Origin of the sequence: Pseudomonas sp. WSY_20 (assembly GCF_043104335.1) — a bacterium.
GTDB classification, from domain to species: Bacteria; Pseudomonadota; Gammaproteobacteria; order Pseudomonadales; family Pseudomonadaceae; genus Aquipseudomonas; species Aquipseudomonas parafulva_B.
In genome coordinates this window covers 68,969-90,620 of sequence record NZ_JBICKP010000082.1, presented here as the reverse complement: position 1 = coordinate 90,620, position 21,652 = coordinate 68,969, and the positions used below count along the sequence as shown (strand labels likewise).

The window sequence follows — 21,652 nt, the reverse complement described above, 5'->3', positions numbered from 1 at the left end:
CCCCGCAGTAGCGATTGCTCGACCCCATCTCATGCGCCAGCGCGCAACGCCTGGCGTACGTCTGCCAGCAAGTCCTCGACATCCTCAAGCCCTACCGATAGACGCACAAGCCCCTCGGAGATACCGTGCTGCGCCCGCTCTTCGGGCGTATAGCTTGAGTGGGTCATGCTTGCCGGGTGCTGGGCCAACGACTCGGCATCACCCAGGCTCACAGCGCGCGCGAACAGGCCCAGCGCATTCATGAAGCGGCGTCCGGCGCCAAGGCCGCCCTTGAGTTCGAAGGCGATCATGCCGCCGGGCAGGCGCATTTGCCGCTTGGCCAAGTCGTGCTGCGCAAACGACGGCAAGCCTGGGTAGTGAATCAACTCCACCTGCGGCTGACGCGACAGGTAGTCGGCAACCTGTTGGGCGTTCGCGCAATGCCGGTCCATGCGCAGGGCAAGGGTCTTGATGCCACGCATCAGCAGCATGGCGTCCTGGGGTGACAACACCGCCCCGGTCATGTCCTTGAGCCCTTGCAGACGAATGCGATCGACCAGTGCCTGGCGGCCCACCACCAGGCCGGCGGTGATATCGCCATGGCCGCTGAGGTACTTGGTGGCCGAATGCACGACCAGATCAGCGCCCAGTTCCAGCGGCCGTTGCAGGTAAGGCGTGCAGTAGGTGTTGTCGACTACCACCAGCACATCGCGGCCGCGTACCGCTTCTGCCACAGCGGCGATGTCGACCAGCCGCATGGTCGGGTTGGCGGGGGTCTCGAAGTAGATCATGCGCGTCTTGTCACTGAGCGCAGCGCGCAGCGCATCGGCATCGTTGAGGTCGACGTGGCGGATGGTCACGCCAAACGCCCCGATGCCATGGTGCATGAAGGCAAAGGTGCACCCATACACGGTCTGCCCGACGATCAACTCATCGCCCGGGCGCAGCAAGGTCCAGAGCGTGGACGTGATGGCGCCCATCCCCGATGCCAGCGCAAGGCCCGCCTCCCCGCCTTCAAGCGAAGCCATGCGCGCTTCGAGCAAACTCAGCGTGGGGTTGGAGATACGGCTGTAGAAATGTCCGGCCTGTTCACCGGCAAAGCACGCCGCGCCGTATTCGACGGTGGGAAAGGCATAGGTAGCGGTTTGGTAGATCGGTGGTACCAGTGCGCCGCCGTGCGCGAGCGGGTCGTAGCCGTGATGGATGGCACGCGTTGAAAAACCGTTGTCGTGACGGGAGTCGCGCATGGCAACAGCCTCTTGTTGGTTTGATCTAAGCTTATGCCACTGCAACCCGAGAATTTTTCCAAAATGACCAGCCCATCAGCGCTGCTTTGGAACAAAAACAAGAACCGTGAATACTTGAGGGCAAAGCATGCCTGCACCCTTGGACCGCATCGACCGCGCACTGCTCGCGGCCTTGCAGAATAATGCCCGCCTCACCGTCGCCGAGCTTGCGGACCTGGTATCGCTGACCACTTCGCCCTGCTGGCGCAGGGTCAAGCTGCTGGAAGAGAACGGTTATATCACTGGCTACCGGGCCACACTTTCACCCAAGTCGCTAGGGTTCGGAGTAACTGCCTTCGTCAGCATCATGATGGACTCCCACACCAAGCCCATGGCGCTGGCGTTCGAGCAGCGGCTGATGGAGATACCCGAGATTGTGGCCTGCCATAACATTTCCGGGCGGTACGATTTTCTGCTGGAAATCGTGGCCAAGGACTTAGAGGCCTTCGGAGAATTTGCCCGTGAGGTGCTTCAGCGTCTGCCGGGAGTGAAGGAAATTTATTCGAGCTTTTCCTACAAGGCGGTGAAGGAAAAACGAGTGATACCTGTGTCGGAGAAGCATATCTAGGCTCTGTGTAAAAGCCTTGATACTCGGTGATGCTGGGTTGGAAATAGCCTGGATCGCAGCCCGGTCGGAATGCTCATTTACAACCCGTAAAGTCGAACGCGACTCCGACCGTTCCTCGGCTGTTTTCGCCTTGCCTGACCTTCGTCTCAAGACTTTTCATACAGAGCCTAGGACAAGTTCCGAGCGATAAACAATGCCCGCAGCCGCTCTAGACGCCCGCCAGCCTAACCAAATGCCTGCTTGACCAAGTTGTCGAACAGGCTGTAGGCCGGCAGCACTTCACGACGATGATCCTCATCGCTGGCGTCCAGAGGTGTGACAGCATCCCTCCGGATATTACTTGCTATTCAGCACAGTGACCGACACTGGGGCATATGAGATTCTAAAAGTTGTTAAAGTGTGATGGCAGGTGAACGGAAAAGGAGATTTCAATGCTAGTAAAAAGCAGCAAGGCCCTGACTACCTAGGCTCTGTCTGAAAAAAGCCGTCGCATACACCGCAGGACACAAGCCAGCGAAACCATCGCGGCGTAACTTTTTGCGAGCTTGTCGAAGCGCGTGACGATCCGGCGGTTCTCTTTCAACCAGCCAAACATGCGTTCGATGATGTTGCGCTGTCGGTATTTGGGCCGGTCGAACAGTCTGGGTAAGCCAGGCTTGGGCTTGCGCTTCATCGAGCGCAACGGGATGACGGGCTGCATTCGATATTGGTCGCAGTAGCGGCGTAGCGCTTCGGCGTCGTAGCCCTTGTCGGCAAGTAGCCACTTACAGCGCTTGCGCGGGCGGCCACGTCGGCTCGATGGAATGCTGACCTCGTCCAGCAGTGGTTGGGCGTAGCTGATGTCACTGGCTTGACCGCCAGAGAGGAGAAAGCGCAACGGTATCCCGCTGGCGTCGCAGAGCATGTGGATTTTGGTTGTCAGGCCGCCACGACTTCGGCCTAGAGCGTGATCGGCAGGCTCGTCAGCCCCCCTTTTTTCCGCGCTCCAGATGAAGCACGGGTTGCTCTAACAGCGGTCGAATCGATCATCCAGGTGTGGGGATCAATCAAGCCTTTGTCATTGAGTCTGAGGTGCAATCGTCTGAGCATCTGATCGAACGTTCCGCGGTTTCGCCAGACTCGGAAGCGGTGATAGACAGTCGCCCAAGACCCGAAACGCTCGGGCATATCTCGCCAGGCTGCTCCTGAGCAGAGCACCCAGAGAACACCATCGAGCATCAAGCGATCACTGCTGCGGGGCCTGCCCCTGACGTGGACTGCCGTAAAGAGGTCGGCGACCACCTCCCACGCTTCATCAGAGAGCTCATAACGCTTTGCCATCACAGAATTCCTTTCCGTTGATGGTCGGCGACTGTACCGAACCCAGGCTGTTCCGCGGCCACATTTCAATTTCTTGGGATTTCAGACAGAGCCTAGGGCCTCAACTTTGAGGTGACCTAGGTGCCAGCTGAGTTATAGATCACATCAAACAAGGCTGCTACTGCATCACCGAATCTAGCCATCAGCAACAGCTGTTGTATTCAGCGCCAAATAAATTGCTTGCTCAGGTGATAACTCCTGAGAAAAATCGGCGACAGCGAAATACACATGGGGGCGAAAAATCAAATCCACGAGTCGCTCATTAGGTACATTCACCTCCAACATAAATAACCAAAAATCAACCTCATGTTCAGCCCCATCACACTCCATGACCCTTCGCATCATCTCAACCAGCTCATCGGTAGTAACGTCGGGAACCGGTTTGATATAGGGTTCGTATAGGACTTTACGGAGCCAAGTGTCATGATCTTGGCCACCGTAGATGCCTTGAAAATCCAGGAAATCAAAGGAAGTTGAAGCTAGCTGATTAAACTCGAGAACCATGTGTTCCGTCAGGTCGCGTTCCCCGCAGTCTATTTCCTCAGAAAGACTAGTAAGCTTCAAAACTAGTTTCTCATCAAGTTTGGGTGGCATTAATTCACTACGCAAAGCCATACAGCCCCTCCACTGCTGGAATTTATAACGGCGCTTTTTGTGCCTAAAAGCACACTCATATTTTCAATGAGCAATTGAAGCTTACCTGACGGAGTAAGTTTTAACTTGTAGGATCCGTCTGAATACATCATGAGCGCCTGCTCCCTAATAGAAGATATATGCCACGGCGAACACCCTTAACCGACACCGGCGACGAAAGAGAAGGATGCTCCGAACAAGGCATGGCGCGGCTCTTGGAGTGGAGAGCGTCAGAGGAGCTTGCAGGATTCAGAATTAAAAATCGCTAGCCTTCCGGGTATGGATACAGCTCTGAGGCTTAGGCTCTGTGTGAAAAGCCTTGATACTCGGTGATGCTGCGTTGAAAACAGCCTCGGAATGCTCATTTACAACCCGTAAACTCCGCTTCCTCGGCTGTTTTCGCCTTGCCTGACCTTCGTCTCAAGACTTTTCACACAGAGCCTAGGGAAGACTCTTTGCACGCGGCGGTGAATGGCACCAGTTTTGCCAGTGTTCGCGGCTATAGCTCCTGGTTGCGCAACCTTTCAGATTCTCAGCAAGACAGTTGCTCTTACGGACCCCGCAAAAGCAACGGATTACGCGTATACAAAAAACCCGCCGAAGCGGGTTTTTTTGCAAGCCAGCGATTAGATCGCCCCACGCTGCCTCAACACATCCAGCACGAGCTTGACCCCTTCTTCCACGCTGGTGGCCTGGGTATCGATCACCAGATCGGCGTCCAGTGGCACATCGAACGGGAAGCTTTCGCCTGGAATGTTGTCGCCTTCGGCGGCATACAGGCCCTGCGGATCGCGTTCGCGGCACACCAGTGGCGAGGCCTGAACGTAGACGGTCACCAGGCGGTCCTTGCCGATCAGGGCCTTGGCCTGTTCGCGGCCTTCGGCATCTGGGGCCACGAAGGCGGCCAGGGTCAGCAAGCCGGCTTCGTTGAACTGGCGCGCCACATGGGCGGCGCGGCGCCAGTTCTCGGTACGGCCAGCGCGATCCTGTGGCAGGCCCTTGTTCAGGTCATGGCGCAGGTTCTGCCCATCGAGTACATAAACGGCACGGCCCATGTCGAACAGTTTGCGCTCCACAGCGTAGGCCAGAGTGCTCTTGCCAGCGCCGGACAGGCCGCTGAACAGTACGGTCGCCGGCTGCTGGCCAAAGCGCAGGGCACGCTCTTCGGTCGAGACATGCGCCGACTTGCCATGCTGCCCGGCACTGCCATGGGGCAGTACAGGCTGGGCGATGATCATGCCGGCGCCCACGGTGCCGTTGGTCAGGCGATCGATGACGATGAACGCGCCAGTGGTGCGGTTGCTCTCGTAGCCGTCCAGCGCAATGGCGCTGTCCAGGGACACCTTGACGCGACCGATCTCGTTCAGTTGCAAGGCGCTGGCAGCGCCTTTTTCCAAGGTATTGACGTCCACCTTGTGGGTGATGCTGGCAATCGAACCCGGCACGTAGCTGGTCGCACGCTTGATGTCGTACTTCTTGCCCGGCAGCATCGGCTCTTCGGCCATCCACACCAGCATGGCTTCGAACTGGTCGGTCACAGGCGGCACATTGTCGGCATGCACCAGCAGGTCGCCACGGGAGATGTCGATTTCGTCTTCCATGGTCAGGGTCACGGCCTGACCCGGGCCTGCGCTTTCCAGCTCGCCTTCGTAGGTGACGATGGACTTCACCCGGCTGCTCTTGCCCGACGGCAGCACGACGACTTCATCGCCCTTGTGCACCACGCCGCTGGCCAGGGTGCCTGCAAAACCACGGAAGTTCAGGTTGGGGCGGTTGACGTACTGCACCGGGAAACGCAGGTCAGTGAAGTTGCGGTCGGCCGCCACTTCCACGGTTTCCAGGATTTCCATCAATGTCGGGCCGGTGTACCACGGCGACTGCTCGCTGTGGTTGACCACGTTGTCACCCTTGAGCGCGGACATCGGCACGAAGTGCAGGCTGCTGGGCGTCAGGTTGATGGCTTCGGCGAAGGCCAGGTAGTCGGCCTTGATCGACTCGAAGACGCCTTCATCGAAGCCCTTGAGGTCCATCTTGTTGACGGCGACCACGATGTGCTTGATGCCCAGCAACGAGGCGATGTAGCTGTGGCGGCGGGTCTGGGTCTGCACACCGTAGCGGGCATCGACCAGGATGATGGCCAGGTCGCAGGTGGATGCGCCGGTCGCCATGTTACGTGTGTACTGCTCGTGGCCCGGGGTGTCGGCAATGATGAACTTGCGCTTGGCCGTGGAGAAGTAACGGTAGGCCACGTCGATGGTGATGCCCTGCTCGCGCTCGGCCTGCAGGCCATCGACCAGCAGCGCCAGGTCCACTTCCTCGCCTGTGGTGCCGGACTTCTTCGAATCACGGGTGATGGCTTCGAGGTGGTCCTCGTAGATCATTTTCGAGTCATGCAGCAGGCGCCCGATCAAGGTGCTCTTGCCGTCATCCACGTTGCCGCAGGTCAGGAAACGCAGCAGTTCTTTGCGCTCGTGCTGAGCCAGATAAGCGAGGATGTCTTCGCTGATCAAATCGGATTGGTGACTCATCTCATTCAAGCTCCAAGCTGTCAGCTTCAAGCGGCAAGCTTGTCGGCGTACAACTAGTTAGAAATTAGGTTGATCAACCCACTTGGCATTCTGGAGCGCTCGCGGGCCATGCAGGCGGCAATCCACAAGGTTCGAACGCTGCGCGCTCGATTGCTCTTGCAGCTTGCCGCTTGAAGCTTAGAAATAGCCCTGGCGTTTCTTGTCTTCCATGGACCCGGCGCCGTCGTGGTCGATGACCCGGCCCTGGCGCTCGGAGGTGCGGGTCAGGAGCATTTCCTGAATGATGTCGGTGAGCGTCTCGGCTTCGGACTCCACGGCGCCCGTCAACGGGTAGCAGCCCAGGGTACGGAAACGCACCTTCTTCTTGAAGATGCGGGCTTTTTCTTCCTCGGACAGGTGCTCGAGGATGCGCGCGTCGTCGATCATGATCAGGGTGCCATTCTTCTCGATGACTTCGCGCTCGGCGGCGAAGTACAGCGGCACGATCGGGATGCCTTCGAGGTAGATGTACTGCCAGATGTCCAGCTCGGTCCAGTTCGACAGAGGGAACACACGAATGGACTCGCCTTTGTTGACCTTGCCGTTGTACACGTTCCACAGCTCAGGGCGCTGGTTCTTCGGATCCCAGCGGTGCTTGCTGTCACGGAAGGAGTACACGCGCTCCTTGGCACGCGACTTTTCTTCGTCGCGGCGCGCGCCACCGAAAGCGGCATCGAAACCATGCTTGTCCAGCGCCTGCTTGAGGCCCTGGGTCTTCATGATGTCGGTGTGCTTGGAGCTGCCATGGGTGAACGGGTTGATGCCCTGGGCCACACCCTCGGGGTTGACGTGGGTGATCAGGTCGAGCCCCATTTCCTCGACCATCTTGTCGCGGAAGCGGTACATCTCCTGGAATTTCCACTGGGTGTCGACGTGCATCACCGGGAACGGCAGCTTGCCCGGGAAGAAAGCCTTGCGCGCCAGGTGCAGCATCACGGCGGAATCCTTGCCGATCGAGTACAGCATGACCGGGTTGTCGAACTCGGCGGCCACCTCGCGGATGATATGGATGCTTTCCGCCTCCAGCTGTTTCAAGTGCGTCAGTTTGTCGACCATGGCTACTCACGAAAAACGATCTTATGGACGGCCAGCGGGCCGTGTTCGAGCGAGCCACTCTATCACAGCAGATGCTTCTATTTAGGCGCCTGGATAGATCGAAAGCGTCTAACCATATGACTGCGGGTTTGGGCTGCGGGTCGGCGCTCAAGCCTGCCAACCCACTGCCACGCGGCCTGCGCCGACAGGTCGGTCAGATCGGATTTGGGCAATCGATGAACAGGTGCTCCACGGCAAAACGCCGTGCCAGGTAATCGCCCAATGCCTGCACGCCGTAGCGCTCGGTCGCATGGTGCCCTGCGGCGATGAAGCTCACGCCGTTTTCGCGGGCGCTGTGGTAGGTCTGTTCCGACGCTTCGCCGGTCAGGTACAAGTCCACCCCGGCCGCGATCGCCGTGTCGATGTACCCCTGCCCGCCGCCGGTGCACCACCCCACACGACGAACGACTCTGTCTTCTTCGACCAGCAACGGCTCACGCCCCAGCACATCCTGCACACGGCGGGCGAAATCGCGGGCAGTCATGGGTTGGGCCAGCGACCCGACCAGCCCGACCACCTTGGGGTTGTCTGGGTCTAGCGGGCCCTCTACGGTGATCTGAAGCTGTTGCGCCAGCTGCACGTTGTTGCCCACTTCCGGATGGACGTCGAGCGGCAGGTGAAAGGCCAGCAGGCTGATGTCGTTGTTGAGCAGGGTTTTCAGGCGTCGCTGGCGAATGCCGGTGATGCAGGGGTTTTCCCCCTTCCAGAAATAACCATGGTGCACCAGCACGAGATCGGCTTGAGCCTCAACGGCTGCATCGAGCAAGGCCTGGCTGGCGGTCACGCCAGTGACGATGCGCCCGACCTGCGGCCGGCCTTCGACCTGCAAGCCGTTGGGGCAATAGTCCTGGATCCTGCTGCTGCCCAGGTAGCGCTCGGCTTCTTCGACCAATGTACTCAGCGCGACGGCCATGGGAAATCTCCTCGAAAAAACTGCGTGCCTGCCAGGCGCAAGGCCTGGAGAAGGTCCGTATAATGCCGGCCATTATGGGCCGTCGTCGGCACTGGGGGAACCGGTGTATGATCGCGCGCCCACGCTCCACTGCGCGGCCCCAGGCCGCGGCTCTTTCCAGGATTCGTTCATGTTCAAGGCTCTGCGTTACTTTGGCTGGCCCCTGCTCACCGGCGTGCTCATCGCCGCCCTGATCATCCAACGCTTTCCGGAGTGGGTCGGCTTGCCCAGTCAGGATGTCAACCTGCAACAGGCGCCCCAGTCCACGCAGGTGGTGCAGGGCCCGGTCTCCTATGCCGATGCCGTTACCCTGGCTGCGCCTGCGGTGGCCAACCTGTACACCACCAAGGTGGTGAACAAGAGTTCGCACCCGCTGTTCGAAGACCCGCAGTTCCGCCGGTTCTTCGGCGACAACCTGCCCAAGCAACGCCGCTGGGAGTCCAGCCTGGGCTCGGCGGTGATCATGAGCCCCGAGGGCTATCTGCTGACCAACAACCATGTGACCAGCGGCGCCGACCAGATCGTCGTGGCGCTCAAGGATGGCCGGGAAACCTTGGCCAGGGTGATCGGCAGCGACCCGGAGACGGACCTGGCGGTGCTCAAGATCGACCTGAAGAAACTGCCGGCCATCACCATCGGGCGCTCCGATACCATTCGCATCGGCGACGTGTCCCTTGCGATCGGCAACCCGTTCGGGGTCGGCCAGACCGTGACCATGGGTATCATCAGCGCCACCGGCCGTAACCAGCTGGGCCTGAACAACTACGAAGATTTCATCCAGACCGACGCGGCGATCAACCCGGGCAATTCGGGCGGCGCTTTGGTGGATGCCAACGGCAACCTGATCGGCATCAACACTGCCATCTTCTCCAAGTCAGGTGGCTCGCAAGGCATCGGCTTCGCCATTCCAGTGAAGCTGGCCCTTGAGGTGATGAAGTCGATCGTCGAGCACGGCCAGGTCATCCGGGGCTGGCTGGGCATCGAAGTTCAGCCGCTAAGCGCAGAGCTTGCCGAGTCGTTCGGCATGAAGGACCGGCCAGGCATCGTGGTGGCGGGCATATTCCGCGAAGGCCCGGCAGCCAAGGCCGGTCTGCAGTTGGGGGATGTGATCCTGAGCATCAACGGCGAGCCGGCGGGCGATGGCCGCCGGTCGATGAACCAGGTGGCGCGCATCAAGCCCAACGAAAAGATCACCATCGAGGTAATGCGCAACGGTCAGCAGCTCAAGCTGATCGCCGAGGTAGGCCTGCGGCCACCGCCAGCGCCGGTGGCCAAGCAGGAAGAAAAGTAACGCAAGTGCCCCGCACGTGGGCGCTTGGGATTGGCCTGCGGTGCCACGCAGGCCAATCGCCCCTTTACTGCATCAATGCAGAATCTGGCTGAGGAACAAGCGCGTGCGGTCGCTCTGTGGCCGGTCGAAGAAATCGTCCGGTGACGCCTGCTCGACGATCTCGCCCTTGTCCATGAAGATCACCCGATTCGCCACAGTGCGGGCAAAGCCCATTTCGTGGGTCACGCAGAGCATGGTCATGCCATCTTCGGCCAGGCCAACCATGGTATCGAGCACTTCCTTGACCATTTCCGGATCCAGCGCCGAGGTCGGCTCATCGAACAGCATGATCTTGGGCTTCATGCACAACGCCCGGGCGATGGCCACGCGCTGCTGCTGACCACCGGACAACTGCCCTGGGTACTTGTGCGCCTGCTCCGGGATACGCACTCGCTCCAGGTAGTGCATGGCGATTTCCTCGGCCTTGCGCTTGGGCATCTTGCGCACCCACATGGGGGCCAACGTGCAGTTTTCCAGGATGCTCAGGTGCGGAAACAGGTTGAAGTGCTGGAACACCATGCCCACTTCGCGGCGGATGGCCTCGATCTGCTTGAGGTCGTTGGTCAGCTCCACACCGTCAACCACAATTCGCCCTTGCTGGTGTTCTTCCAGGCGGTTCAGGCAGCGGATGGTGGTGGACTTGCCCGAGCCCGAGGGCCCGCACAGCACGATGCGCTCGCCCTGGCGAACATTGAGGTTGATGTCCTTGAGCACATGGAACTGGCCATACCACTTGTTCACGCCCTGCATCTGGATGATGCCTTCGGGGCCGGCAGGCTGCTTGATCGCTTCACTCATTTCGAAACTCCTAACGCTTGTGGCCAGTGTCCAGCTTGCGCTCCAGGTGCATGGAGTAGCGGGACATACCGAAACAGAAAATCCAGAAAACCAAGGCGGCGAACACATAGCCTTCGGTGGCCATGCCCAGCCAGGCCGGGTCGGCGGCAGCTTGCTTGACGCTGTTGAGCAGGTCGAACAGGCCGATGATGATCACAAGGCTGGTGTCCTTGAACAGGGCGATGAAGGTGTTGACGATGCCAGGGATAACCAGCTTGAGCGCCTGGGGCAGGATCACCAGCCCCATCGAGCGCCAGTAGCCCAGCCCCATGGCGGCGGCGGCTTCGTACTGCCCCTTGGGGATGGCTTGCAGGCCCCCACGTACCACTTCGGCGATGTACGCCGACTGGAACAGGATCACCCCGATCATGGCCCGTAGCAGCTTGTCGAAGCTCATGCCCTCGGGCAGAAACAGCGGCAGCATCACCGACGACATGAACAACACCGTGATCAGTGGCACGCCTCGCCAGAACTCGATGAAGGTTACGCACACCACTTTCACCGCCGGCATGCGCGAGCGCCGCCCCAGTGCCAGTACGATCCCCAGGGGCAAGGCCCCGACGATGCCCACGGTGGCGATCACCAGCGTCAGCATCAGGCCACCCCACTGGCTGGTCGGTACCGTCTCCAGGCCGAACAGTCCGCCGTGCAGCAGGGTGTAGGCCACCAACGGGTACAGCACCAGGAACCCCAGGCCGTAGACCGCCTTGCGCGGGAAGCTGCGGATGAACAGCGGCGCTGCGCCCAGCACCGCCAGCCATACCGTCAGGTCCACCCGCCAGCGCATCTCGGATGGGTAGTAGCCATACATGAACTGGCCGAAACGCTGCTGGATGAACACCCAGCAGGCGCCTTCCTTGGTGCAGTCGGCACGGGTGGTGCCCACCCAGTTCGCGTCGATCAACGCCCACTGCAGCAGCGGCGGCACGATCAGCCAGACCAGGTAGATGGCGAACAGGGTAAGCAGGGTGTTGAGCCAGCTGGAGAACAGGTTGGCACGCATCCAGGCGAGCACACCGACGGTCTTGACCGGAGGCGGCATGTCAGGTTTGAAAACATGAGCATTCACAGGCGTGTCCTCACCGTTCGATCAGCGCGATGCGCTTGTTGTACCAATTCATCAACAGCGAAATGCTGATGCTGATGGCCAGGTAGACGCTCATGGTGATGGCGATCACTTCGATGGCCTGGCCGGTCTGGTTGAGTACGGTGCCGGCGAACAACGAAACCATTTCCGGGTAGCCGATGCCTGCGGCCAGCGAGGAGTTCTTCGCCAGGTTCAGGTACTGGCTGGTGAGCGGTGGAATGATCACGCGCAGCGCCTGCGGGATGATCACCTTGCGCAAGGTTGGTCCCTCGCGCAGCCCTAGCGAACGCGCAGCCTCGGTCTGGCCGTGGCTGACCGAACGGATGCCCGAGCGCACGATTTCGGCGATGAACGCCGCCGTGTAGATCGTCAAGGCCAGGGTCAACGCCAGCAGTTCAGGGATCAGTACCCAGCCGCCGACAAAGTTGAAGCCCTTGAGTTGCGGCACCTCCCACTGCACGGGGCTGCCGAACAACAGCACACAGGCACTTGGGATGGCGATCATCAGCGCCAGCCCTACCCAGAACTTGTGAAACGGCTGGCCGGTTTCTTCGAAGCGCCGGTTGGCTCGGCGCACCATCAGCACGGTCGCCAGCACAGCTACCAGCAGGGCAGCCACGAAGGGCCAGAAGCCTTCTGCCATGGAGGCCCCAGGCATGTTCAGGCCGCGGTTGCTGATGAAGAACGCGTCGTCGATGTTGATGCTGCCCCGCGGCCCTGGCAGGGTCAGGAACACGGCGAAGTACCAGAACAGGATCTGCAACAGCGGCGGGATGTTGCGGAAGGTTTCCACATACACGGTAGCCAGCTTGTTGATCATCCAGTTCGGTGACAGCCTGGCGACGCCGATGATGAAGCCCAGCAGGGTGGCCAGCACCACGCCGATGAGGGTCACCAGCAAGGTGTTGAGCAGCCCGATGACGAACACCCGCGCGTAGCTGTCCGACTCCACGTAGGGAATCAGGTGCTGGGCGATGCCGAAGCCGGCACTGCGGTCAAGAAAGTCAAACCCCGAGGTGATGCCCCGGTGCTGCAGGTTGGTTTGCGTGTTGTGAAACAGGTACCAGCCCAGACCGACCACGAAGACGATGGTCAGTAGCTGGAACAGCCACGCGCGCACACGTGGATCGCTCAGGGATAAACCCTTTCGTGCGCCAATTGGATTTTGCATGAAATGCCCCGAAGAAAAGGGTAGCGGACCGCCTGCGGCGGCGGGATGCCGCCGCAGGTGCAACCATCAGCGCACAGGGGGTGCGTACTGGATGCCGCCGTTGTTCCACAAGGCATTCATGCCACGGTCGATCTTCAGGTCGGTGCTCTGGCCAAGGTTCTTCTCGAACACTTCGCCGTAGTTGCCCACTTGCTTGACGATCTGCACTACCCAGTCTTTGGGCAGCTTGAGGTCCTTGCCGTACTCGCCGTCGCCACCGAGCAGACGCGCCACGTCCGGGTTCTTGGTGCCCTTGGCCTCGGCCTCGACGTTCTTGGAGGTGATGCCGGCTTCTTCGGCATTGAGCATGGCGAACAGGGTCCACTTGACGATGCTGAACCACTCCTCGTCACCCTTGCGCACGACCGGGCCCAACGGTTCCTTGGAAATGGTTTCCGGCAGTACCACGTAGTCAGCTGGGGCAGCCAGCTTGGAACGCTGGGCGAACAGTTGAGATTTGTCCGACGTCAGCACATCGCAACGGCCAGACTCCAGGGACTTGGCGCTTTCATCCGAGGTGTCGAAGGTGATGGGGGTGTATTTCAGGCCGTTGGCGCGGAAGAAGTCCGATACGTTCAGTTCGGTCGTGGTGCCGGCCTGGATGCAGATGGTCGCGCCATCGAGCTCCTTGGCACTGGATACGCCAAGCTTCTTGTTGACCAGGAAACCTACGCCGTCGTAATAGGTGACCCCGGTGAACATCAGGCCCATGCCGGCATCGCGCGAACTGGTCCAGGTGGTGTTGCGCGACAGCACGTCGACTTCGCCCGATTGCAGCGCGGTGAAGCGTTCCTTGGCGTTGAGCTGGCTGAACTTGACCTTGGTCGCGTCCCCGAACACGGCTGCCGCCACGGCGCGGCAGACATCGGCGTCGATCCCGACGATCTTGCCTTGTGCATCCGGAACCGAGAAGCCAGGAAGACCGTCACTCACGCCACACTGGACGAAGCCCTTCTTCTTAACCGCATCGAGCGTCGCCCCGGCCTGGGCCGTACTCACAGCGCCCAGGGCAGCGGCAGCGGTCAGGACTGCCAGGGTGGTTTTCAACATCTTCATTCACAACCTCCAAATCGCTCTTGTTGTATCGAGCCGGAATTGCACCGCACCCTTTTGAGGCGCATCCGACCCGTATTGGCTTGTTATTGGGTCACTTGGCGCAATGGGCTGTTCTGTGACAGCCTTCGCGTGCAAAGGGTGTTACCGTCTCGGCCTGTCCTTTGCATCACAGATGGAAGTGCAAACCGCGTACCAGATTGCGTGGCTTGAGCGTTTAAGCACGAGTCAAGTAGGGAAAGTTGCATCGTTGCGACATTCTTTTTCCGACTCGCCGGGCGCGCGCCTTCTTTTCAAGCACGACCTCTTCCACACGCACGTTTTCGGAGCAGCCATGACTGACCCACTCATTCTCGAACCTCAAAAAGCCGCAGATGCCTGTGTGATCTGGTTGCACGGCCTGGGCGCGGACCGTTACGACTTCCTACCGGTGGCCGAATTCATGCAGCAGCATCTGCTCACGACCCGGTTCGTCATGCCCCAGGCGCCGACCCGGTCGGTGACCATCAACGGCGGCTACGCCATGCCCAGTTGGTACGACATCAAGGCCATGACGCCGGCCAGGGCCATCGACGAGGCCGAGCTCGATGCCTCGGCCGAGCAGGTCATCGCCTTGATCAAGGCCGAGCAGGCCAAGGGCATCAGCCTGTCGCGCATCTTCCTGGCCGGGTTCTCCCAAGGGGGCGCCGTGGTGCTGCACACGGCCTATATAAAGTGGCAGGAAGCCCTGGGTGGCGTGCTGGCCCTCTCCACCTATGCCCCCACCTTCGCTGACGAGCACACGCTGAGCGCGTGCCAGCAACGCACCCCGGCCCTGTGCCTGCATGGCGTGCACGACCCGGTGGTGATCCCATCGATGGGACGTACGGCCTTCGAGTACCTGAACACCTGGGGCGTCGCTGCCCGCTGGCACGAGTACCCAATGGAACATGAAGTGGTCGTCGAAGAGCTGAACGACATCCTCCAATGGCTGACCACGCAACTTCAGTAAGCCGCGCGCACGAGTCGTTCAAGGCCATTGCACTACGCCGAGCAGGGATCTTGCATTACACTGCCCGGCGTACATTCCTTAACCAATTGACGAGATGACCGTGCTCAAGGCACTCAAGAAAATATTCGGCAAGGGAGACATTGCCCCCCAGGCCACTGCGCCCGCTGCCAGCATTGCCCCGGCGCCAGCGGCCCCCCAGGCCCATGCGCCATCGGCCCCTGCCGTTGCGCGCAGCCAGCCTGCCGCCCAGGTTGTACAACCTGCCGCTACCAAGCCTGCCAGCGACAAACCGCGTCGAGAGCGCAAGCCAAAACCCAAGCCCCAGGCCAGCCTGTGGAAACCGGAGGACTTCGTGGTCGAGCCCCAGGAGGGCAAGACGCGTTTCCACGATTTCAAACTTTCCAACGAGCTAATGCACGCCATTCACGACCTGGGTTTCCCCTACTGCACGCCGATCCAGGCGCAAGTGCTGGGCTTCACGCTGCGCGGCCAGGATGCGATCGGCAGGGCCCAGACCGGTACGGGCAAGACTGCCGCGTTCCTGATCTCGATCATTTCCCAGCTGCAACAGACGCCCCCGCCCAAGGAACGCTACATGGGCGAGCCACGCGCACTGATCATCGCCCCCACCCGCGAACTGGTGGTGCAGATCGCCAAGGACGCGGTCGCCTTGACCAAATACACCGGCCTGAACGTGATGAGCTTCGTCGGCGGCATGGACTTCGACAAGCAGCTCAAGGCCCTGGAAGCACGGCACTGCGACATCCTGGTGGCTACGCCCGGCCGCCTGCTGGATTTCAACCAGCGTGGCGAGGTGCACCTGGACATGGTCGAGGTGATGGTGCTGGACGAAGCCGACCGCATGCTGGACATGGGCTTCATCCCGCAGGTGCGCCAGATCATTCGCCAGACGCCGCCCAAGAGCGAGCGCCAGACGCTGCTGTTTTCGGCCACTTTTACCGATGACGTGATGAACCTGGCCAAGCAGTGGACGACCAATCCCGCCATCGTCGAGATCGAGCCCGAGAACGTGGCCAGCGAAACGGTCGAGCAGCACGTTTATGCGGTGGCTGGCAGCGACAAGTACAAGCTGCTGTACAACCTGGTGACCCAGAACAAGTGGGAACGGGTGATGGTGTTCGCCAACCGCAAGGACGAAGTACGCCGTATCGAGGAAAAACTGGTACGCGATGGCGTCAATGCCGCGCAGTTGTCCGGCGATGTTCCCCAGCACAAGCGTATCCGTACCCTCGAGAACTTCCGTGAGGGGCGCATCACGGTGCTGGTGGCGACCGATGTGGCTGGACGCGGGATCCATATCGACGGCATCAGCCATGTCATCAATTTCACCCTGCCGGAAGACCCTGACGACTACGTGCACCGGATCGGCCGTACCGGCCGGGCAGGCACCAGTGGCGTATCGATCAGCTTTGCTGGCGAAGATGATTCGTACCAGTTGCCTGCGATCGAGACGCTGCTGGGGCGCAAGATCAAGTGCGAGATGCCGCCTGAGGAGTTGCTCAAGCCGGTGCCGCGCAAGCACGCCTGATCGGGTTGGGTCGGTCAGGTCGATCTGCCCATGCTCCTGGCCGCCGGACCGGCCTCGATGGGCCGCGCAGCGGCCCTGGGCATCACAGCTCCCCGGGCGTTCGTGCAGCGCCCAAGGTCAATCGCTCCCCCCTATCCCCATCGCCCTGCCGCGTCCTGATCGCTCTGACGTCCTTCCACCCATCGTTCCCCTTGCCCGGTCGTTTCCTTCTTCCAGAACGGTGCCCGGGTCTTCAGGTAATCCATGATGAAGTTGCAAGCCTCGAACGAGGCCTGCCGATGGGCACTGGCCACGCCGACGAACACGATCGGCTCGCCGGGCGCCAAATGCCCCACGCGGTGCAGCACCTCGACCTTCAACAACGGCCAGCGCTGCTGTGCCTCGGCCACGATCTTGGCCAGGGCCTTTTCGGTCATGCCGGGATAATGCTCGAGCACCATGCCCGCCACCTCCTGGCCGTCGTTGAAGTCCCGCACGTAGCCGATGAAACTGACCACTGCCCCGACACCTACGTTGGCCGCATGCAAGGCGTTGGTCTCAACGCCCGGATCGAAAGCGCCTTCCTGTACCCGAACGGCCATGCTCAACCTCCAGTCACAGGCGGAAAGAAGGCCACTTCGTCGCCGTCTTGCACAGGCTCATCCAGCCTGCACAATTCCTCGTTGCGCGCGCACATCAGGTTTTGCTCGGCCAGCACCTGGTAAGGCTCGCCTCTACCCACCAACGCCAGGCGCACATCGTCCACTACTCTGAACGTCCCTTCGAGCGACTCGCTGCCGCGCTCCAGCCGCTCCCGGTAGCGAGCGAAATACATCACCTTGATCTTCATCAGCCTTGCACCTTGTACGGGCCGCTTTTGCCGCCCAGCTTCTCCAGCAGGCGCACTTGCTCGATGACCATGCCCTTGTCCACGGCCTTGCACATGTCATAGAGGGTCAACGCGGCTACGCTGGCCGCCGTCAGCGCTTCCATCTCCACACCGGTCTGCCCGGCCAGCTTGCACCGGGCGACGATACGCACTGCATCACTGCCCTCGGCGCTGAGCTCGACCTTGACACTGGTCAGCATCAGCGGATGACACAACGGAATCAGGTCGCTGGTCTTCTTCGCCGCCTGGATGCCGGCGATGCGCGCCACGGCGAAGACATCACCCTTGGGGTGCTCACCGTCGACGATCATCTGCAGGGTGTGCGGCAACATGCGCACGCGCGCTTCGGCCGTGGCCTCGCGCTCGGTCACGGCTTTTTCAGTGACGTCGACCATGTTGGCCCGCCCTTGGGAATCAAGATGTGTCAGCACTGCTCTGCTCCTGTGAAGGGAGCTGAGAGTGTAAACCGGTGGGTCAGGTTTGAGCAGGGGCCAGGCCGACGCATTGCGGCCCGAAGCCGCCGGGCGGTGAACCGCCCGGCGTGCGGGGCTACTACATGTGTGACTCGGCGAACTCGGCCAACACCGACCGAGGCACCCCTTGCAGGGTGATGTGCACGCCATGGGGGAAGTCCTTGAAGCGTTCGGTCAGGTAGGTCAGGCCCGAACTGGTCGCGGACAGGTACGGTGTATCGATCTGCGCCAGGTTACCCAGGCACACCACCTTCGATCCCGCGCCAGCACGGGTGATGATGGTTTTCATCTGGTGCGGCGTGAGGTTCTGGCACTCATCGATGAGGATCAGGCTCTGCTGGAAGCTGCGACCACGGATGTAGTTGAGCGATTTGAACTGCAGCGGCACACGTTCGAGGATGTACTCGACACTGCCGTGGGTGCTTTCATCGTCCATGTGCAAGGCTTCGAGGTTATCGGTAATGGCGCCCAGCCAGGGCTCCATCTTCTCGGCCTCTGTTCCCGGCAGAAAACCGATCTCCTGGTCGAGCCCCTGCACGCTTCGGGTGGCGATGATGCGCCGGTAACGCTTGCTGACCATGGTCTGCTCGATGGCCGCCGCCAGTGCCAGGATGGTCTTGCCCGACCCCGCCGCCCCGGTCAGGTTGACCAGGTGGATATCCGGATCGAGCAGCGCCAACAGCGCCAGGCTCTGATGAATGTCACGCGGTTTCAGGCCCCAGGCTTCCTGATGCAGCAGCGGCTCCTGGTGCAGGTCGAGCAGCAGCAGTTCGCCCTCGCGCGTGCCCTTGATCCAGCCGACGAACCCTTGCTCATCGATGATGAACTCGTTCACGTGCACCGCAGGCAGCGGCTCGGCCAGTTGCACCCGGTGCCAGGTACGGCCACGTTCCTGACGCGTGTCGACCTTGCTGACCCGGTCCCAGAACGAGCCGGTGACCGAATGATAGCCCTTGGACAACAGCGACACGTCGTCGACCAGTTGGTCGGTGCTGTAGTCCTCGGCGGCGATGCCGCAGGCGCGCGCCTTCAGGCGCATGTTGATGTCCTTGGTGACCAGCACCACGTCCAGGTCGGTGCGCCGTGTCCTGACTTCGAGCAGCTGATTGATGATGATGTTGTCGTTGAGGGTTTCGGGCAACAGCTTGTTCGGCTCGTTGCGCGGAGTCATCAGGATGGACAGATACCCTTTTGGCCCACTCTTGCCACGCTGGATGGGTACCCCCTGCTCCACCACGCTAGGCGAGGCATCACCCAGCGTCTGGTCGATCAGGCGGATGGCCTGGCGGCATTCGGCAGCGATGCTTTGCTTACCGGCCTTGAGCTTGTCGAGTTCCTCCAGCACCGTCATGGGAATGGCGACGTGGTGCTCCTCGAAGTTGAGTAATGCGTTGGGGTCGTGAATCAGGACGTTGGTATCGAGCACATAGAGGATTGGCTTGCTGGAGGAAGGGGTGCGTCCTTGGTCATCCATACTCGGTCACCTTATGTCGAAGCGGCACGGCGTGGTCTGTTACGCCGCGGGGTGACTGCCGTTCTTCCCGTATCCGCGTTGTTACGGGCGGGAAGCGATCTGGCCAGGTGGACCGATGTGACGCCACCTGTGCTGCAGGAATCGGCTGTCTGGTTTCTTCATACCGCAAAAGCCATGACCGGAAAAAGCATTTTCATACGATTGCCAACTTTATTTTTCCGATTGACGAACAGGCCTTGGCGCCAGCGCCAAGCAGGTCTACAGTCAGAAGTCAGGTTGCTGCTCGCCCTGTCCATATTCGCGACAATCCTGCCAACCAATACCGCTTTGCACGGTGTGCTCAAGCAGCCATTGCACCGCAGGCCTGGCCTTGGGCAAGGCGTCGTGAAACTGGATCACGCCTTTGCGCCATAGCAGCATCAAGGTCAACACACGCTCGGCTGAGGCCTGCGCACTCAAGCCCGAGTCGTCCTGCGCATCGATGTCCCACAGCGAGACCTGCAACTGCTGACGCTGCATGAATGCCTGGCCGTCGGCCCGCCGCTGGCCATACGGTGGGCGAAACAGCGGCACATACTGCTCGGGCAGGTCTGCCCGCACCCGTGCCTGGCTGCGGCTGATCGAGGCCTGCCAATCCGTCCACTGCGCATGGGACCGGTATTCCCACCCCTGAATGCCTACGCACTGGCCAGCATACAAGCGCCGCAGGGCCGCCAGCGACTCGCCGTTGCGACGTTGCTGCAAACGGCTGCCGAGCACGAAGAACGTCCCATCGAGTTTCTGCTTGCGCAAGTAGGCAGTCAGCTCGTCGGTGGTGCCTGCCGCCGCGCCCGGCCCACCGGCAAAGGTGAGCAGAAACAGCCGGTCATTGAGTTCATCGCCGTTGCGCTCGGCTGCAGACAGCCGCTGTACTTCGCTGCTGGTCTGAGGCAACAACGCCGCCTTGCGCAGTTGCTCGTTCAGGTACTGCTCATGAAATTGCCGGCTGGGCTCGATCCAGCCGGTGTAGAACTCACCCACATCGGTGGCGAAGGTCGCAGCTTGCAAGCGCAGTTCGGCCATCGACGTCACCGCATAGCAAAAGGACGCATCTTGCTCGCAACTGCGTTGCGCCTGTTGATAACCCTGCCAAAGACGCTGCCACAGCCGCGCCCGCACCTGCCTGATCTTCTGCAAGTTGACCTGCCGCAGGCCCAATCGGGCTGCCAGGGCGTTCTCGTCGAGCAGCTCGTTCTCGTGCAGTACCCGGGCGAACGAGAGGATTTCGGCCCGCGACGCCACATCGAACAGCGCAGGGCTGTCCAGTTGCTCGGGCCACAGGCCACGGTCCAGGCTGGCCGGCGTGGAAGGGGCGGCTTGCACGGCCAGACTCAACAGGCCAGTCAGCAGGGCTGAAACGACGCGCACGGTCAGGGCTCCGTTCAAGGAAAACAGGCACTATAGCCGCTGCATCGGCCATGGGCGTTGACTATTGTCGCCATAGTTTGGACTTGCCTCGTCCAACCCTTAGAATCTCGCTCTTTGATGCCAGGAGCAGATCCGATGCTGACGGTGATTTCCCCCGCCAAGACCCTCGACTACGACACCCCACCGGTGACCGAGCGCTTCACCCTGCCCCGCCACCTCGACCATTCCCAGGAACTGATCGAGCAGCTGCGAGAAATGAGCCCGGCGCAGATCAGCGAACTGATGCACCTGTCCGACAAGCTCGCGGGCCTGAACGCCGCGCGTTTCGGCAGCTGGACACCCACGTTCACGCCAGAGAACGCCAAGCAGGCCCTGCTGGCCTTCAAAGGTGACGTCTACACCGGCCTGGACGCCCAGACCTTGGGTGAGGACGACCTCAGCTACGCCCAGGATCACCTGCGCATGCTCTCCGGCCTCTACGGCCTGCTGCGCCCTCTGGACCTGATGCAGCCCTACCGCCTGGAAATGGGCACCAAGCTGGCCAACGCCCGTGGCAAGGACCTTTACGCGTTCTGGGGCACGCGTATCAGCGAGTGGCTCAACGAGGCCCTGGCCGAACAGGGCGATGATCTGCTGCTGAACCTGGCCAGCAACGAATATTTCAGCGCGGTCAAGCGCAGCGCCCTGAAGGCCCGGGTGATCAATGTGGACTTCAAGGACCTGAAGAACGGCCAGCACAAGATCATCAGCTTCTACGCCAAGAAGGCGCGCGGCATGATGAGCCGCTTCGTCATCGAAGAGCGCATCAGTGACCCAGCGCAGCTCAAGCAGTTCGACGTGCAGGGGTATTACTACAGCGCCGAGCAGTCGAAGGTCGATCACCTGGTGTTCTTGCGCGATCAGCCCGAAGCATAGGGCGCCGAGCGCGGCGGGG

The 21,652-nt window shown here is 60.9% G+C and carries 20 protein-coding genes; 5 read left to right on the top strand and 15 right to left on the bottom strand.

Annotation, left to right across the window (positions count from 1 at the left end; all coding sequences use genetic code 11):
- Nucleotides 1-29 precede the first annotated feature (29 nt).
- Entirely contained in the window at nt 30-1,226 is a 1,197-nt protein-coding gene (locus ACF8E5_RS19695) for a methionine gamma-lyase (protein WP_196185162.1), read from the bottom strand.
- Between the two features lie 127 nt (nt 1,227-1,353).
- Between ACF8E5_RS19695 and ACF8E5_RS19690 the strand changes: the two genes are divergently transcribed.
- Entirely contained in the window at nt 1,354-1,833 is a 480-nt protein-coding gene (locus ACF8E5_RS19690; protein WP_058637171.1) for an Lrp/AsnC family transcriptional regulator, read from the top strand.
- Between the two features lie 463 nt (nt 1,834-2,296).
- On the opposite strand, the gene ACF8E5_RS19685 is transcribed toward ACF8E5_RS19690, so the two are convergent.
- The 5 genes from ACF8E5_RS19685 to ACF8E5_RS19665 all read right to left on the bottom strand — a co-directional run bounded on the left by ACF8E5_RS19685 (nt 2,297) and on the right by ACF8E5_RS19665 (nt 8,400).
- A protein-coding gene (locus tag ACF8E5_RS19685) for an IS5 family transposase (RefSeq protein ID WP_392475698.1) occupies nt 2,297-3,153 on the bottom strand; the annotation gives its coding sequence in 2 pieces (ribosomal slippage) (nt 2,297-2,799 and nt 2,799-3,153; 858 coding nt in all).
- Between the two features lie 174 nt (nt 3,154-3,327).
- Nucleotides 3,328-3,807, bottom strand: a complete 480-nt coding sequence (locus ACF8E5_RS19680) for a hypothetical protein (RefSeq protein WP_392475697.1) — start codon at nt 3,805-3,807, stop codon at nt 3,328-3,330.
- A gap of 644 nt (nt 3,808-4,451) precedes the next feature.
- The gene (gene cysN, locus ACF8E5_RS19675; protein ID WP_027914462.1) at nt 4,452-6,353 is read right to left on the bottom strand and encodes a sulfate adenylyltransferase subunit CysN; all 1,902 of its coding nucleotides are present in this window, start codon (nt 6,351-6,353) and stop codon (nt 4,452-4,454) included.
- Between the two features lie 177 nt (nt 6,354-6,530).
- Complete coding sequence (gene cysD / locus ACF8E5_RS19670; protein WP_392475696.1) at nt 6,531-7,448, bottom strand: sulfate adenylyltransferase subunit CysD; 918 nt, start codon at nt 7,446-7,448, stop codon at nt 6,531-6,533.
- A gap of 193 nt (nt 7,449-7,641) precedes the next feature.
- Nucleotides 7,642-8,400 (bottom strand): Nif3-like dinuclear metal center hexameric protein, encoded by a 759-nt coding sequence (locus ACF8E5_RS19665; protein ID WP_049696503.1) that lies wholly within the window; start codon nt 8,398-8,400, stop codon nt 7,642-7,644.
- A gap of 169 nt (nt 8,401-8,569) precedes the next feature.
- Here ACF8E5_RS19665 and algW point away from each other — a divergent pair, with 169 nt between their 5' ends.
- Entirely contained in the window at nt 8,570-9,730 is a 1,161-nt protein-coding gene (gene algW, locus ACF8E5_RS19660; protein WP_023534328.1) for a Do family serine endopeptidase AlgW, read from the top strand.
- A 72-nt stretch (nt 9,731-9,802) separates the two neighbouring features.
- On the opposite strand, the gene ACF8E5_RS19655 is transcribed toward algW, so the two are convergent.
- The 4 genes from ACF8E5_RS19655 to ACF8E5_RS19640 all read right to left on the bottom strand — a co-directional run bounded on the left by ACF8E5_RS19655 (nt 9,803) and on the right by ACF8E5_RS19640 (nt 13,959).
- Nucleotides 9,803-10,567, bottom strand: a complete 765-nt coding sequence (locus ACF8E5_RS19655) for an amino acid ABC transporter ATP-binding protein (protein ID WP_058637173.1) — start codon at nt 10,565-10,567, stop codon at nt 9,803-9,805.
- A gap of 10 nt (nt 10,568-10,577) precedes the next feature.
- The gene (locus tag ACF8E5_RS19650) at nt 10,578-11,675 is read right to left on the bottom strand and encodes an amino acid ABC transporter permease (RefSeq protein ID WP_058604933.1); all 1,098 of its coding nucleotides are present in this window, start codon (nt 11,673-11,675) and stop codon (nt 10,578-10,580) included.
- 10 nt (nt 11,676-11,685) lie between these two features.
- On the bottom strand, nt 11,686-12,864 hold the full coding sequence (locus tag ACF8E5_RS19645) for an amino acid ABC transporter permease (protein WP_196135112.1): 1,179 nt from the start codon (nt 12,862-12,864) through the stop codon (nt 11,686-11,688).
- A 66-nt stretch (nt 12,865-12,930) separates the two neighbouring features.
- Entirely contained in the window at nt 12,931-13,959 is a 1,029-nt protein-coding gene (locus tag ACF8E5_RS19640) for an amino acid ABC transporter substrate-binding protein (RefSeq protein WP_058604931.1), read from the bottom strand.
- A gap of 331 nt (nt 13,960-14,290) precedes the next feature.
- On the opposite strand from ACF8E5_RS19640, the gene ACF8E5_RS19635 reads away from it, so the two are divergent.
- Both ACF8E5_RS19635 and rhlB read left to right on the top strand, forming a co-directional pair.
- Nucleotides 14,291-14,947 carry an alpha/beta hydrolase gene (locus tag ACF8E5_RS19635; protein WP_058637175.1) on the top strand — a complete coding sequence of 219 codons (657 nt, stop codon included), beginning with the start codon at nt 14,291-14,293 and terminating at the stop codon, nt 14,945-14,947.
- 100 nt (nt 14,948-15,047) lie between these two features.
- Nucleotides 15,048-16,496, top strand: a complete 1,449-nt coding sequence (rhlB, locus tag ACF8E5_RS19630) for an ATP-dependent RNA helicase RhlB (RefSeq protein WP_058637232.1) — start codon at nt 15,048-15,050, stop codon at nt 16,494-16,496.
- 131 nt (nt 16,497-16,627) lie between these two features.
- Here rhlB and moaE read toward each other — a convergent pair whose 3' ends face one another.
- From moaE to ACF8E5_RS19605, 5 genes are all read right to left on the bottom strand, one after another.
- The gene (gene moaE, locus ACF8E5_RS19625) at nt 16,628-17,077 is read right to left on the bottom strand and encodes a molybdopterin synthase catalytic subunit MoaE (protein ID WP_058604929.1); all 450 of its coding nucleotides are present in this window, start codon (nt 17,075-17,077) and stop codon (nt 16,628-16,630) included.
- 2 nt (nt 17,078-17,079) lie between these two features.
- Complete coding sequence (locus ACF8E5_RS19620) at nt 17,080-17,325, bottom strand: MoaD/ThiS family protein (RefSeq protein WP_058637177.1); 246 nt, start codon at nt 17,323-17,325, stop codon at nt 17,080-17,082.
- Complete coding sequence (moaC, locus tag ACF8E5_RS19615) at nt 17,325-17,795, bottom strand: cyclic pyranopterin monophosphate synthase MoaC (protein WP_023534451.1); 471 nt, start codon at nt 17,793-17,795, stop codon at nt 17,325-17,327. The genes ACF8E5_RS19620 and moaC overlap by 1 nt, the downstream gene beginning before the upstream one ends.
- A 121-nt stretch (nt 17,796-17,916) precedes the next feature.
- Complete coding sequence (locus ACF8E5_RS19610) at nt 17,917-19,311, bottom strand: PhoH family protein (RefSeq protein WP_196126396.1); 1,395 nt, start codon at nt 19,309-19,311, stop codon at nt 17,917-17,919.
- Between the two features lie 264 nt (nt 19,312-19,575).
- Nucleotides 19,576-20,718 carry a polysaccharide deacetylase family protein gene (locus ACF8E5_RS19605; RefSeq protein ID WP_392475695.1) on the bottom strand — a complete coding sequence of 381 codons (1,143 nt, stop codon included), beginning with the start codon at nt 20,716-20,718 and terminating at the stop codon, nt 19,576-19,578.
- A gap of 135 nt (nt 20,719-20,853) precedes the next feature.
- Here ACF8E5_RS19605 and yaaA point away from each other — a divergent pair, with 135 nt between their 5' ends.
- Nucleotides 20,854-21,633, top strand: a complete 780-nt coding sequence (gene yaaA, locus ACF8E5_RS19600; RefSeq protein ID WP_144964889.1) for a peroxide stress protein YaaA — start codon at nt 20,854-20,856, stop codon at nt 21,631-21,633.
- Nucleotides 21,634-21,652: the final 19 nt, after the last annotated feature.